Here is a 14,052-nt window from a genome sequence, read left to right on the forward strand (position 1 = left end):
GTCGTGGGTGACGCTCCTGCATGAAGCGCTTCAATATGGCGGCCCGCCGTCTCGCCCGGGTTCAGCCTGGTGCTGCGGCGTCCAGACGCCGCACCACCTCGCCCATCGCGGCGACGCGGTCGCTCCAGTCGGCGACGGTCGCGTCCGCTCCATCGGGGAAGTGCGATGACGCCGGCACCGAAGCGGCGACCGCCGCCGCGAACGCGTCTCCCGATGCGATCGTGATGCGCGGGTCATCCGCGTCCCGGAACCCTGCGACCGAGGTCGCAACCACGGGGCGGCCCACCGCCTGGTACTCGTAGAGCTTGATCGGGTCGAGGCTGTCGGTGAACTCGGTCACTACGTGCGGCACGACGAGCACGTCGGCGTGCTGGAGGTAGCCGACGACGGCGTCGCGAGGGCGTGGCCCGAGCAGCCGCGCGCCCGCGTCGCGCAGGCGCGCAGCTTGGGCAGGTGCGAGCAGGTTGGGCCCGACGAGCACCAGCGTTCCCGACGAGCCGAGCGCGCGCGCGGTCGCCTCGCAGAGGTCGATGTCGATTCGGTCGGGATGCACGGTGCCGAGGTAGAGGGCCACCGGGCGGTCGGGCAGATCGGCAGGTCGAGGCGTGTGACGCCGGTACGCCTCGACGTCGACGGCGTTCGGGATGAGCTCTACCTGCCGGGTCACGCCCTTGCGCCGCATCAGCTCGGGTGAGCAGACCACGACCTCGCGGGCGATGTCGAGCAGCCGGGCCTCGTTCACCGCGGCGCGGCGACGCTCCGACTCCGGGCGGTCGGCAGAGAGCCAGTCATCCGTGATGTCGTAAAGGGTCGGCCAACCCGAGAGCTCGGCCAGCGCGACTGTACCGGGGTCGTTGATCCAGAGCAACGGATGCCGCATGCCGAGAGATTCGGCGGCCCGCATCACGGCGCGCGCGAGACGTTCATCGGTGCGCGAGTCGAGCCGGCGCGGTATCCACTTCACGGCGCGCATCGTGAAGAGCCGGCCTGGCGCGACATCCGGAACCTCGCGAACGCCGTGCGCGAATGACGGACGCCGCCCAGACCGCAGGTCGTGCGTCGGGTCGGCCGGCGGCTCGACGAAGAGCACGCGCAGGGAGGGGTCGGATCGCAAGAGGCCGGCCACGAGGTGCTGATTGCGCCGCCACACGTCGTCCCACGCCTCGAGCGACACCACGACGAGGTCGGTCATCTCGCCCTCCGGTAGACCGCCTCGGTCGCGGTGGCCTGCGAACGCAGGGAGAACTCGCGCTGCTGCCGCTGACGTGCCGCGTGCGCGAGCGCCTCGCGACCCTCGTCATCCTCCGCGAGGGAGCGAAGGTTCCGCGCCGCCTCGTCGACATCATCGGGTTCGAACGTCGTCCGCGGGTCGAGGTCGGCAAGCAGATCCAGATGACCGGCTGCGCCGGCGGCGACGACGGGAAGTCCGCCGGCCATCGCTTCGAGAACCGTGAGCCCGAGCCCCTCGACGGGGCACGGCGCCATCAGCAGGCCGGCGCGGTCCATGACGTCGGGCAGGTCGTCACGGTACCCGAGGAATCGCGTCGCCGGGCGGATGCCGAGCTCGTCCACCATCGCCTCCAGCGCCTGGCGTTCGGGCCCGACGCCCGCGATCTCGAGGCTCCAGCCGTCATCGGCGAGGCCGGATGCCGCGAATGCCCGAACCCCCACATCGGTGCGCTTCTCCGGCTGGAGCCGCTGCGCGATGAGCACGATCCGATCCCGCACCCCGGTGTGACGGAGCGCGCGGTTCTCGATGCCCGAGTGCACGACCGTGCTCGGGCCGTCGACGGCGTCGGAGACTGCGCGGCTGATCGAGATCTGGCCGTCGATGCGTCTTCGCACCAGCGGGCCGATCGCCACGGGCCCGACCCGCCCCCGGGCCTTCGCGAAGTGCCGGGTCGCGAGGATGGTGGGTCGGCGTGAGCGGCGTGTGAACCAGAACGCCGCGGTGGTCGCAACGTCGGCCGCGGTCATGTGCGTGTTCACCACGTCGACGCCGCGGCGCAGCCGCCGCAGCGCGCGTGCGACCTCGAACGTGCGTGCAGCCGGCACGTGGTCGATGCCGGCCTCCTCGAGGGCGGGACGCATCCGGTCGGTGGCGCCGCCGATCACCGTGACGCGGTGGCCGTCTGCCGCCTGCGCGAGCGCGAGGCGCAGGACGAAGCGCTCGACGCCCGAGAAGCCGTCGGAGCGGATCGCGTGCAGGATCCGCAGCGCACCACTGTTCGCGGCCGCTCGATCGGCGCTCAGGGACTCCACGAGGTCGAGGTACTGCCGCGCCACGCGCGACCAGGAGTAGCGCTCGGCCGTGTGCCGGGCCCGAATGCGCCACGCTGCGGCATCCGTCTGCGACAGCTCGTGCAGACGGGCTCCGACGGCCGCGGCGTCGCGCTCGACGAGGAACCCGTTCTCGCCGTCGACGATGACGTCGGGTGCGAAGCCGACGCGTGTGGACACCACCGGGAGACCGCACGCGAGCGCCTCGAGCACGACGAGCGCATTCGCCTCGTAGGCGCTCGGCAGCACGAGCACATCCGTCGCCCAGAAGAATGGGATGGGGTCGCGGTGCGTGCCGGCGAAGTGAACTCGAGCTCCGACGCCGGCGCGTCGCGCCTGTTCCTGTGCCCTCCGGATCATGTCCGGCGATCCGCCGACCACGAGGAGCAGCTCGTCGGGTGCCGAGCGCAACGCCGCAATGGCGATGGGCAGCCCTTTCCGCTCGAACTCGTGGCCGATGAACAGCGCGATCGTGGCGTCGTCGCCGACGCCGAGGTTCGATCGAGCCTGCGCCCGCTCTGCGGCATCCGGCGGCCTGAACCGCTCGGTGTCGACGCCGTTCGGGATGACGCGGATCGGTGCGCGCACTCGGCCGTACGTCGACCGCAGCAGTTCGGCCTCGTTCGTGGTCAGCGCGACGACCGCGCGGTGGGTGCGACCGCGATACCGGATGCGGTCGCGCACCGCGGTGAACAGGTGCACCGGGTTGCGCACCATGCGCCAGGCATAGTCGCCGCGGGCGCGCATCGCGGCCTGCAGGAGCCCGTGATTAACGTAGACATCGCCGGCCATGACGTCGTTGTGGGTGATCGACACGGCGTGAGGGCGTGCAGCGAGGAACCGTCGCGCTCGCCGCGTGCCGACCGTGCTGAACCAGATGACGTTGCGTGCCCGAGTGAGGTGGGTGGCGAGGGGTGTGCGGCCTCGGAAGCTTCTGGGCGGCCCGCCGGCCTGAGCGGCCGTGAAGCGCTCGACTGTTGCGCCGGCCGCGATGAACTCGCGTTCGAGTGCGTAGGCGACTCCGGCGACGCCGCTCCCGGCACCGATCGACGGAGCGATCTGCACGATGTGCGTCATCCGCTGCGCCCTGCGACCGGATGCCTCGGATGCGACGAGCTGCCGCGCTCGCGTTCGGCGAGCAGCTCCTCGGCGAGTTCGAGGTAACGCTCGGCGACGCCGCGCCATCCGTACGGCTCGACGGATTCACGCGCCCGGCGACCCCACTCGGCGAGCTCGGTGCGATCGAGGGCTGCGAGCTGCCGCATGCGTTCACCGACGGCGCGGCCGTCACGCTCGACGAGGAATCCGTTCGCGCCGTCGACGATGACCTCGGGCGCGAAGCCGACCGGGGTCGCGATGACCGGGAGACCAGAGGCGAGGGCCTCGAGCACCACGAGTGCGTTCTCTTCGGACGCGCTGGGCAGTACGAACAGGTCGGCCGCACTGAGGAACGACCTCGGATCACCCCTCGGTCCGACGAAGAGCACCCGTTCCGCGACGCCGAGCTCTTCGGCCTCAGCCTTGCCCGCCGCGATGATCTCATCGGTGCCCCCGACGACCAGCAGCAGCACGGATTCCGCGTGCAGCAGCCCGCGGATGGCGAAGGACACGCCCTTGTTCGTGAACTCGTGACCCAGGAACATGGCCACCCGCTCCTCGTCACCGAGATTCAGCATCTCACGCGCCGCTCGCCGCTCCGACTGGCTCGGCGGGGAGAACCGGTCGAGGTCGACGCCGTTGGGGATGACCACGACCCTCGGGCGCACGCGGCGATACGTCGATCGCAGCTCCGCCGCGGCCGCCTGAGAGAGGGCGACGACCGCTTGGTGTGTTCGTCCGCGGTAGCGGATGCGGTCGCGGAGGTAGATGAAGTCGTGCACGGGATTGCGGTACATCTCCCACGTGGAGCGGCCCCGTGCGCGCATCAGGGCGAGAAGAACCCCGTGGTTGACGAAGATGTCGCCCGCCATGACGCTGTTGTGGCAGATCGCGACCGCATCTCGGCGTTCCGCGAGGAACTGCCGTGCGCGCTTCGTGCCGACCGTGCTGAACCACACCTGGCGCCACCCGCCCGCCAGGCGCGCTCGCCATCGAGTCGTCGGCCACGGTCGGTCGACCTTGCCACGGCGCGCATCCTGGTAGGTGAATCGCTCGACGGTCACGCCGAGCGCACGGAACTGCTGCTCGAGGTTCCAGGCGACCCCGGCGACGCCGCTGCCGGGGCCGACCCGATTGACGATCTGCACGATCCGGGTCATGCGGCGGCTCGCTCGGCCCTGCTGTGTGCCCGTGCGAGGTAGCGCGCCTCCACGCGCACCGGGCCCAGGCGGTACAACGCCGCCCGCTTGCGCGCCGCATGCCCGCGTTCGCCCGGCAGCACGACCGATCGGAGCATGGCGCCGACCCATTGGCCGAGGCGCGCCCATTGCCAGCCGAGACTGCCGTAGTGTTTGCGCAGGTACCGCTCCTGCGACGCGTGGAAGTGGACCTCCCGCCGTCTCGGGTCGCCGCCGGTGCCAGCGCCGACGTGCGCCGCCGTGACCTCCGGCACGGCGGCGTGCCGCCATCCCAGCCGGTGAGCGCGGTACGCCCAGTCAGCCTCCTCGGCGTAGAGGAAGAATCGCTCGTCGAACCCGCCGACCTGGTCGAGTGCCTCTGCGCGCAGCAACAGCACCGAGCCGATCGCGTAGGTCGGGTCACGCCGCAGGCGCGCCAAGCCGATCGCCTCGAGCCATGTCCCGCTCGGCGACGGTAGCCACCAGTCCACGCGGGCAGGCGTGCCGTCGTCGTCGACCTGAGCCGGGCCGACACTTGCGAGGTCGGCGTCAGCGCGCAAAGCGCCGTGCAACCGCGCGACGTTGTGGGCGGAAATGACCGCGTCGGGGTTGAGCAGCAGCACGTCGGCATCCGGCGCGAGCCGATCGCTCAGCCCGACGTTCACGCCCGCCGCGAATCCGCCGTTGCGGCCGGGATCGAGGTAGCGCACACCGAGATCGTCGCAGATCGCGGCGATCTCGCGCATCGACGAGTTGTCCACGACGGTGACCGGCAGCTCGGCGATGGGCTCGAGCGCGCGGCGCAGCAGTTCGGGTGCGCCGTAGGCGACGACGACGACCTCGACGGGCGGTGCGGATGCCTCGTGACCGCTGGCGTCGCGGTGGGATGCCTCGTGCCGCACCGATCGGTACAGGCTGAGGTAGCCCAGTGCGACCGCGCTCCACGTGCACTCGGCGGCCCGGGCGAAGCCGCTGGCCAGGAGCTCCGTCGACCTCGCGCCGCCGGCGCCGGCCTCGACGAGCGCGTCGCTGAGGGCACCCGCGTCGCCCGCTCCGACCACGAGGCCCGCGCCACCGACCACGTCGGGCAGCGCGCCTGCGTCGCTCGAGACGACCGGCACGCCGCAGGCCATCGCCTCGACCGCCACTCGCCCGAACTGCTCCGTCCACGAGGGGGTCGGGAGCGATGGCACGGCGAGCACGTCGAGGCTGCGGTAGAAGGCGACCACTTCGGCCGGATCGATCGGGCCCGCCGTCTCCACGCGGTCGCCGATTCCCGCCTCCCTGGCGCCGCGGACGAGTTCGCCGGCGAGCGGTCCGGAACCGCCGATCCTCAGGTGAAGGCGCGGGTCGCGTGCGACGGCGTCGAGCAGCACGAGAACGCCCTTCTCGGGCACGAGCCGCCCGAGGAAGCCGACGACGATCCGGTCGAGGCCTCGAGACGCGTCGCTTCGCGTCGCTCCTCGACCGCCGGGGTTCAGTGCGGCCGCGGCATCCGTGGGCCTGAACCGCTGTTCGTCGATGCCGAGTGGAATGACGCGTGCGCGACCCGCGAAGCCCTTCTCCTCGGCGATTCGGGCAGCTTCGGCGTTGCAGGACGAGATGCCGGATGCCGCGGACAGCGCCCACCGTTCGAACCATCGGAACGGCACGGGGTAGCGCTTGCGCAGGTTCTGCGCGGTGTACAGAACGACCGGCGTGCGGCGCGAACGGCGTCGGAGGGCTCGCAGGAGCAGCAGCTCGGCCGTCGCGAGCGCGAACGGCTCTTCGTGGACGTCGATCACATCCCACTCCTCACCGAGGGCGCGCCAGATGGGTCGCGGGTCGTAGAGGAAGAGCGCCGGGTGGCGCCCGATCGTCGCGACACCGTGCACGCGTTCGCCTGGCAGGGGTCGGAGGCTGACCGGAGCGCCGCCGGCATGCCACCGTCTCGCGCTCAGGAGCGACACGTCGACGCCGAGGCTCGTGAGCGCGCGTTCGCGACCGCGCCACTCGTGGACGACGGCGCTGTGCGAGACGCGAAGTACGCGCAAGCGGACCCCCTACATAGACTCCTCTGGAAACCCTAACTGCGCAGCGGGTCGGGTCTTGGCCTGGTCGGGGGAAGGAAGCGGGGTGGATTCGGAGTCATTCGAGGTGCTCGTGGTGTGCACCGGCAACATCAATCGGTCGGCGCTCGGCGGGGCCCTGCTGGAGAAGTGGGTCGAGTGGTACGCGCCGGCTCCGCTCGCCGAGCGCATCACCATCACCAGTGCGGGACTCGGTGCACCGGTGGGGCGTTCCATCGGTCGTCGTACACGCGCGATCATTGCGGCGCTCGGGGCCGAGGGGTCGGCTCATCGGGCGCGGCAGATCACGGAGGCGATGATCCGCGACGCCGACCTCGTGCTGGCCGCCGCGAGCAGTCAGCGCGACGACGTGCTCGGATTGGTGCCGTCAGCGCTGAGATCGACGTTCACCATTCGCGAGGCCGGACGCATCCTCAGTTCGCTTCCCGCCGATGGAGCCCCGGGCTCGGTCGCGGAGATCCGTGCACGCGTGGCCGCGGCATCCGCGAACCGGTCGACGGCCGGCCTCGGCGCACATGACGACGACATCATCGATCCGCAGGGTCGGGACGAAGCGGCCTACCGCACCATGGTGCGCGAGGAGGTGCCGGCGCTCGCCCAGATCGCCGGTGCGCTCTTCGGCATGCCCGATGCCGAGATCGCCGCATATGCGGAGGCAGCCGCGGCTGCCGAGTTCTCGTTCGACGACGCCCCGGGCCGATCGGCGTCCGTCGCAGTTCGTGCGCGCCCCCGAGGGCGGCGGGAGGCGTGAGCTCGCGGACGGATTCCGACCGTCCGTCGGCGGAGGCGCGGCCGCGGATCAGAGTTCTGCATCTGGATCACACGGATGCCACGGGAGGCGCCGAGTTCGCTCTGCTGCGCATGCTGCAAGCCGACCCGGGTTGGGCTCCCTACCTCCTCCTGGCGCGAACCGAGCGCACCGGATTCGGCGTGTACGACGCGCTTCCCGCACGCGTACCGCGGCGACGTTCGGGCGTCCGGCAACCCGCAGGAGTGAGTGCGGGCGGCGCGGTGATGGCGGTGTCGAGCGGGCTTCGGGTGATCGCACAGGCCGTCGCAACGCGGTGCTCGCGCGTGTTCCGGAGCGCTGACATCGTCGACGCGAACAGCGCGAGGGCCGCGGCGTACGGTGCCGTCGCCGCCCGCTGCTCGCGGAAGCCATTCGTCGTGCATGTGCGGGATCTGGTCGACATCGAGTCCCTCGGTCGTGCCGGTCACGCCCTGATGACCCGCGTGGTGCTGCCCCGGGCCGACGGCATCATCGCCAACTCGCGGGCGACACTGGAATCCGCCAGGGCCTACGTGCGACCGGACGCGCTCATCGAGGCCATCCCGAGCGCGTCCGGTCTCCGGCCCGGCGCCGCCACGGTCCCGCCGCCCGACCCGTCGGCACCGGTGCGCACCGTGGGAATGCTCGCTCGAATCGATCCGTGGAAGGGCCAGCACGTGCTCCTCGAGGCGTTCGCCCGGGTATACCGCGGAACGGACGTGCGCTTGCAGTTCGCGGGCGATGCCCCATTCGGCCACGAGCAGCACCTCGACGACCTCCGCCGGCGGGTGCGCGAGCTGGGGGTTGCCGACCAGGTGGACTTCCTCGGTCACGTCGACGACATCGATGGCCTGCTTGCTCGGTGGGATGTCGCCGTGCACGCCTCGACGAGGGCCGAGCCGCTCGGGCAGAACGTGCTCCAGTACCTCGCGGCCGGACGGGCGACCGTCGCCGCCGACGAGGGCGGACCCGGCGAGTGGGTCACCAACGGCGTGAACGGACTGCTCGTACCGCCGCGGGACGTCCATGCGCTCGCGATGGCGCTACGTCGACTCGACGCGGACGCGGCGCTTCGCGCGCGACTCGCGGCCGCGGCATCCGTCACCCCTGGTCTGCTCGACGACGCAGCGGTGACGCGCGCCCACGAGAAGTTCTACGAGACGGTGCTTCGCTCGGCGTCGCGCTCGACGCCCTGAGCCCGCACCACCCCGGCCGCATCGAGCCCGTCGAGCCCGCCGACCGCGAACGCGGTGACCGCGTCGAGTGTCGGATCGACGCCGAGCACACGGGAGTGCCCGGCGCCCTCGGTGAGCACGAGCCGCGACCGCTCGCCGTGCGCCGCGTGCAGCCGCAGCGATTCCGAGACGGCGACCTCGCGGTCGCCTCGGTCGTGCACTACGAGGAGCGGCATGCCCGCCGGGAGCGGATCGGCGACCGCGTCGAAGCGGCCGAAGAAGTCGGGCTCGTCTGGCAGCACACGGGCGGCGAACCGCCGGCCCAGGGCGTCGGCGCTCGCCGCGCTCATGCCGACCCGGGCCGCGAAGGAGTCGACCAGGTGGCGTGCATCGGCCATGCCGGCGATCGTGATGACCCCACCCGTCGCCAGACCCTCCCGGGTGGCGGTGAGCACCGCGAGCGCCCCGAACGAGTGCCCGACGACGACCCGGAACATGCCGTGCCGCCGCTGCAACTCGTCGATCGCGGCGAGGTAGTCGCGGATGTCGGTATGCCGGCCGCTCGACGCCCCGTTGGCCGGCGCGTCGAAGGCGACCACACGGAACCCCTCGGCGGGGAGCTCGCGCACGATGGGTCCGAACTGCGAGGCCCGACCACGCCACCCATGGACGAGCAGCACGGTCTCGGGCCCGTGGCCCCAGGAGTAGGTGACGATCTCGCGCCCTCGCGCGGTCAGGCTGCTGCGCTCGGCGGTCTCGTGCACCGCGCGGTCGCCGGGTCGCACGGGCAGCGCGGGGCGCACCTGCCGGAACAGCGGGAGCGCGACCCGGCCCGCGAGCTCGGGTGAGACGCGGTCGGCGGCGCGGATGGCGGCGACCGAGGCCGAGGTGGCGGCGGTGTTCAGGTGGGTGGTGAGCTTCACGGCGGTCTCCCTCGACGTCTCCCGGCGGCATCCGGGAAATGAATACGAACGGTCGTGCTTCGACTATACGACCGTTCGTGCGTAAAATGAAGAGCATGGAGCACATCGATGGCCGACGGGCGCGTGGCGACGCCTCACGCCGAGTCGTGCTCGCAAGCGCAGTCGACCTGGCGTCGATCGACGGGCTCGACGGGCTCACGATCGGCCGGCTCGCGGCCGCCGCGAAGGTCAGCAAGAGCAACGTCGCCACGCTGTTCGGCACGAAGGAGCGGCTGCAGCTCGCCACGGTCGAGGCCGCCTCGCAGCGGTTCCGCGAGAGCGTGCTCGAGCCCGCGCGCGCGCAACCACGCGGCATCCGCCGCATCATCGCCCTGCTCGACCGCTGGATCGCCTATTCGCGTGATCGCGTGTTCGAGGGCGGATGCTTCTTCGCGTCCGCCGCGGTCGACCTCGATGCCAAGCCGGGTCCGGTCCGCGACGCGGTGGCGCAGGCGTTCGAGAGCTGGAGCAGCTACCTGCGTGTCTCCATCGGCTATGCCATCGAGCTCGGCGAGCTCGACGCCGAGACGGATGCCGCGCAGCTGGCGTTCGAGTTCACCGCCCTGCTCGACGGCGCGAACACCCGCTCGCTGCTCGGCGACACCAACGAGCCGTACGTTCTCGTGCGGCGTGCCCTCGCCTCGCGGTTGCTCGCGGTAGGCGCCGACGCCGATGTCGTGGATCCGTTCGCCGACGTCGACGACCTCGCGGCCTGAGTCCCCCTGCGTCACCCCGAGCCCTCGGCGTTTGTAGGACGAACGGCGGAATGTAGGGCACACAGCAAGGTAGGCGTCCTACATTCCGGGCGATGTCCTACGAACCGCGCTTGAGGTCGCGACGCTCAGAAGCTCGTCACGAGGTCGCCGAGCACGTCCTTGACCTTCGTCGGGTCGGTCGCGTCGTAGTAGTGCGCACCCGTCGCGCTCGCGATCGCCTGCAGCGTGGCGACATCCGCGTCCGCCCCGTATGCGAGCGTGAACACGAGCACCGGGGTGTGATGGTGATGCGCGCTGATGTTCGCCAGCATCTGGTTCGCGTCGACCGAGGGGGCGAAGGTCTCGTTCTTCCCGTCGCTGAGCAGCACGATCGCGTTGATGCGGTCGGGGTCGAAGGCGGCCGCCTGCTGGGCGACGAAGGCGTCGACGGCCGAGTACAACGGCGTGAACTCGATGGGCTTCAGCGCACCGAGGGCGCGCAGGAGCAGCGTGCGATTCGGGCCGATGTCGGCGACCTCGCCGACCATGCCGGGAGTGATGGGACCGGCGTCGATGTCGGAGAATGCCGCGAGGCCCACGTTGTCGCCAGCGGAGAAGTGCTCGAGGGCCTGCGTGATGGCGTCCTTCGCCGCCGCCAACTTGGTGTCACCGGTCGCGATCGGCTCGGCCATCGAACCCGAGACGTCGACGAGGAACAACACCTGGGCGCGCTTGCGCACCTCGGGGAACGCCTGGTGCGCGGTGATGAGCACCTTCTGCCCGGGGAACTGGAGCGCGCCGTGGGGTGACGCGGTGAACCGGCCGACCTGCTGCACGACGGGGCTCATCTCGTCGTTGAGGTCGCGATACCCGGCGTCGCGCACGATCTGCTGGCCCTGCTTGGTCACCGCGTAGCGCACGAAGTCGTCACCGGCGGCCTTCTCGTCAGCATCGACCCATGGCCCGATGAGCACGGCGGCCGGGTTGTCGGCGGTGTAGAAGCCGTCGGTCGGGTAGATCGGCACCAGCTGCTCGACCGGCGGCGTGCTCTGCACGCGAGACACGCCGTCGCGACTCGTGATGCCGCGGTTGTAGTCCCAGACCGACTTCTCGTCGACGATGACCGCCGAGAGGAAGTCGGCGACCGACCCCGTCTCCTCCGCTTGGCGCGCGTGCCAGAGGAAGTGCTCGGGGGTCGCCATGTAGTGGCTCGTCGCGAGCTCGTGCTGCCGCACCTCCTCGGTGACCTCGTCGTCCTCGATCTGCTCGGCGGTGAGATCGGCGATCGAACCCGCGACCGAGCCGTACGAGGCCAGCAGCGCCGCCTCGCCCGAGCTCGCGATGAGCGGGCTCGTCTTGCCGAGCTTGAACGCGCCCAGCTCGGGGCGCCCGACGTCGGCCCAGGCCTCCTCGTCGTCGGCGACGGCGAAGACCTCGCTCCAGCTCGGCCGCTCGTCGATCCATCCGATCGCGTCGGCGAGCGAGTCGGGCATGGCGAGCACGATGTGGGATGCCCCGAGGCTCGTGCCCTGCTTCGGCACACTCGCACCGCCACCCGAGTAGCGGGCGACGTTGAGCCACGACGTCGCGTCGGGAATCCAGACGATCGGGCGCTCGTCTTCGGGTCGATCCTTGAAATTGGCTCCGGCGTCGGTCGCCGCGACCCCGGACTTCTCCGTCTGGGCCACCACGGTTACGCAGGAGCCCTCGACGTCGCGGGGTTGCGCGTTGTAGCCCTCCACGAGCTTGGCCACCATCTCGGCGTTCTCGAACGACGAGAGCACCCGCACGGTGGTGCACGGCTCGGCACCGGCCTCCGCGGCCGGCTCGTCGTCGGGGAAGACGATGGGCCCCGTGTCGGCCGCTTGCGTCGCGGCGGTGTCGGCACCGTCATCCCGGTTCGTCAGCATGGCTGCAGCGACCGCCCCGCCAGCCGCCAGCAGCAGCACGACCACGGCAGCGCCGGCACTCCAGACGACGCGTCGACGGCGCCGGCGGCCTTCCTGGCGGAGTTGGCTCCGGTCGCGACGTGACGGCGTGCCCCCGCTGCTCACGCGCGGGCCTCCACGCGGCCGCGGCCGACTCGAGGCCGAGGGATCCTCCGTGCCGGGCGGGAGCGCTCCGCATCGAACATACGTCGTCCTCACATTGGGGGGAGGTGGGATCAAGGCTGAGCTTAGCTCCACGGCTCGGCACAGCCCAAGGCATCGGATGCCGCGGGCACGCCGATCGCGCCCGGTTCACGTCGTCGAGTTCAGCATGCCGATGAACACCGCGGTCCACCAGGCGATCTGCGACACGACGGCGCTCACGACGAATCGCACGCGGATGCCACGCGGCAACGCCTGGAACCTCGCGTTCGGCGGGATGCGCGCGAGATCTCCGGTCCACCGGGTCAGCGCCACGCCGTTGAGCGCCACGACGAGCACGGCGCCGAGCTTGACGGCGGTCGCAGGGCTGTCGAGGTGCGGTTGCAGCAGTGCGCCCGTGGCGAGCAGGACAGCCAGCCCTGCCCAGACCGGCAGGATCATCGTCTGGTCGACCTGCCGCAGCTCCCGAACCGAGCTCCAGCCGGTCGCCCAGAGCAGTGCGTGCCACTCGATGGCCAGCGCCGCCCCCAGCCCGATCACGAGTCCGACCAGGTGCCCGAACAGCGCGAGCGTATGCAGCCATTCGGGCGGCGCGAGCAGCGTACCGATCCAGATGGATGCCGCCCACGCGACCGTCACGGCCGCGTACGCGATGATCCGTCGCCGCTGTCGACGACGGCGCTTCTCGCTCAACGTGGACGTCACGAGGTGATCGAGACCTCCCGCTCATCGCGTGCGGCGGCGTGAACCGTGGCTCCCCCGCGTCCACACTATCCGAGCGGATGCCGCTTACAATCGCGCCGTGACGACTTCGATGCCGGCGCTCCCCGCAGGGCTGACGACGCGCCCGCTCACCCGTGAGGACTCGCGGCCGCTCTTCGAGCTGATCGCCGCCCAGGAGCTCGAGGACACCGGCCGCGTGGACATCGAAGAGGCCGATCTCGTGTCGGACTGGAGCCGCCCCAGGCACGATCTGGCCGCGCGCTCGGTCGCGGTGCTCGACGGCGACCGGATCGTCGCCTACGGCGAACTCGTCGGATCCGACCGTGCCGACGCCGCGGTGCACCCCGAGTGGCGCGGTCGCGGCATCGGCACGTGGATCGCCGGTTGGATCCGCGAGGCCGCGCGCCGGCACGGCTCCACGGTCGTCGGCATGCCGGTCTTCGTCGGGTCGCCGGGCGACCGGTTGCTCACCGAGCTCGGCTACCGCGTGCGGTGGAACAGCTGGGTGCTCGAGCTGCCCGAGGGTGCCGAGGTGCCGGCACGGCAGTTGCCCGCGGGCTACGTGATCCGACAGGCGGGCCAGGACGACCTGGCCGCCATGCACGACGTGCTCGAGGACGCATTCCTGGAGTGGTCGGATCGCGAGCGCGAGAGCTTCGACGACTTCACGGCGTCGACGCTCGGTCGTCCCGGCTTCGAGCCGTGGAACCTTCGTGTCGTGACGGATGCCGCCGGCGAGGTGGTGGCCGCGGCCGTCGTCATCCTCAGCGACGACACGGCCTACGTCGACCGCCTGGCCACTCGCGCAGACCACCGGAACCGCGGGATCGCGCAGGCGCTGCTCGTGGACGCGTTCGCCCAGGGGCGCCGGCACGGGGCCACCGTCTCGGAGCTCAGCACGGACTCGCGCACGGGCGCGCTCGGCCTCTACGAGAAGGTCGGCATGGTCGTGACCTCGAACTACGTCAACCGGGCGATCGACCTCTGACCGGGACGGGATGCTGCTCACATGT

11 protein-coding genes are annotated in these 14,052 nt (G+C 71.2%); 4 read left to right on the forward strand and 7 right to left on the reverse strand.

What is annotated here, in order from left to right; all coding sequences use genetic code 11:
- Window positions 1-61: 61 nt before the first annotated feature.
- Genes HUS56_RS02105 through HUS56_RS02120 form a run of 4 tightly spaced genes read right to left on the reverse strand, consistent with a single transcriptional unit; the run spans window position 62 to window position 6,589 of the window.
- On the reverse strand, window positions 62-1,192 hold the full coding sequence (locus HUS56_RS02105) for a glycosyltransferase (protein ID WP_173921766.1): 1,131 nt from the start codon (window positions 1,190-1,192) through the stop codon (window positions 62-64).
- On the reverse strand, window positions 1,189-3,357 hold the full coding sequence (locus HUS56_RS02110) for a glycosyltransferase family 4 protein (protein WP_173921768.1): 2,169 nt from the start codon (window positions 3,355-3,357) through the stop codon (window positions 1,189-1,191). Before HUS56_RS02110 ends, HUS56_RS02105 begins: the two co-directional genes overlap by 4 nt.
- Entirely contained in the window at window positions 3,354-4,538 is a 1,185-nt protein-coding gene (locus HUS56_RS02115) for a glycosyltransferase family 4 protein (RefSeq protein ID WP_173921769.1), read from the reverse strand. Before HUS56_RS02115 ends, HUS56_RS02110 begins: the two co-directional genes overlap by 4 nt.
- The gene (locus HUS56_RS02120) at window positions 4,535-6,589 is read right to left on the reverse strand and encodes a glycosyltransferase (protein WP_173921771.1); all 2,055 of its coding nucleotides are present in this window, start codon (window positions 6,587-6,589) and stop codon (window positions 4,535-4,537) included. The genes HUS56_RS02115 and HUS56_RS02120 overlap by 4 nt, the downstream gene beginning before the upstream one ends.
- Window positions 6,590-6,671: 82 nt before the next feature.
- On the opposite strand from HUS56_RS02120, the gene HUS56_RS02125 reads away from it, so the two are divergent.
- Window positions 6,672-7,376, forward strand: coding sequence for a hypothetical protein (locus tag HUS56_RS02125; protein WP_173921773.1), 705 nt, complete (start codon window positions 6,672-6,674; stop codon window positions 7,374-7,376).
- On the forward strand, window positions 7,373-8,590 hold the full coding sequence (locus tag HUS56_RS02130; protein WP_173921775.1) for a glycosyltransferase: 1,218 nt from the start codon (window positions 7,373-7,375) through the stop codon (window positions 8,588-8,590). Before HUS56_RS02125 ends, HUS56_RS02130 begins: the two co-directional genes overlap by 4 nt.
- On the opposite strand, the gene HUS56_RS02135 is transcribed toward HUS56_RS02130, so the two are convergent.
- Window positions 8,548-9,492 (reverse strand): S9 family peptidase, encoded by a 945-nt coding sequence (locus HUS56_RS02135; RefSeq protein ID WP_254431240.1) that lies wholly within the window; start codon window positions 9,490-9,492, stop codon window positions 8,548-8,550. The genes HUS56_RS02130 and HUS56_RS02135 overlap by 43 nt on opposite strands.
- A 95-nt stretch (window positions 9,493-9,587) precedes the next feature.
- On the opposite strand from HUS56_RS02135, the gene HUS56_RS02140 reads away from it, so the two are divergent.
- Complete coding sequence (locus tag HUS56_RS02140) at window positions 9,588-10,247, forward strand: TetR/AcrR family transcriptional regulator (RefSeq protein WP_173921777.1); 660 nt, start codon at window positions 9,588-9,590, stop codon at window positions 10,245-10,247.
- Between the two features lie 125 nt (window positions 10,248-10,372).
- On the opposite strand, the gene HUS56_RS02145 is transcribed toward HUS56_RS02140, so the two are convergent.
- On the reverse strand, window positions 10,373-12,280 hold the full coding sequence (locus tag HUS56_RS02145; protein ID WP_173921779.1) for a substrate-binding domain-containing protein: 1,908 nt from the start codon (window positions 12,278-12,280) through the stop codon (window positions 10,373-10,375).
- 186 nt (window positions 12,281-12,466) lie between these two features.
- Window positions 12,467-13,021 carry a hypothetical protein gene (locus HUS56_RS02150; protein WP_173921780.1) on the reverse strand — a complete coding sequence of 185 codons (555 nt, stop codon included), beginning with the start codon at window positions 13,019-13,021 and terminating at the stop codon, window positions 12,467-12,469.
- 97 nt (window positions 13,022-13,118) lie between these two features.
- Between HUS56_RS02150 and HUS56_RS02155 the strand changes: the two genes are divergently transcribed.
- Entirely contained in the window at window positions 13,119-14,027 is a 909-nt protein-coding gene (locus HUS56_RS02155) for a GNAT family N-acetyltransferase (protein ID WP_254431241.1), read from the forward strand.
- The last annotated feature ends 25 nt before the right edge of the window (window positions 14,028-14,052 follow it).

Origin of the sequence: Agromyces sp. Marseille-P2726, assembly GCF_902809835.1 — a bacterium.
In the GTDB taxonomy this organism is placed as follows: Bacteria; Actinomycetota; Actinomycetes; order Actinomycetales; family Microbacteriaceae; genus Agromyces.

Bases quoted from the DNA above. Each gene is read 5' to 3' on its own strand.
- HUS56_RS02105 (WP_173921766.1), bottom strand. From the start codon at position 1,192: ATGACCGACCTCGTCGTGGTGTCGCTCGAGGCGTGGGACGACGTGTGG.
- HUS56_RS02110 (WP_173921768.1), bottom strand. From the start codon at position 3,357: ATGACGCACATCGTGCAGATCGCTCCGTCGATCGGTGCCGGGAGCGGC.
- HUS56_RS02115 (WP_173921769.1), bottom strand. From the start codon at position 4,538: ATGACCCGGATCGTGCAGATCGTCAATCGGGTCGGCCCCGGCAGCGGC.
- HUS56_RS02140 (WP_173921777.1), top strand. From the start codon at position 9,588: ATGGAGCACATCGATGGCCGACGGGCGCGTGGCGACGCCTCACGCCGA.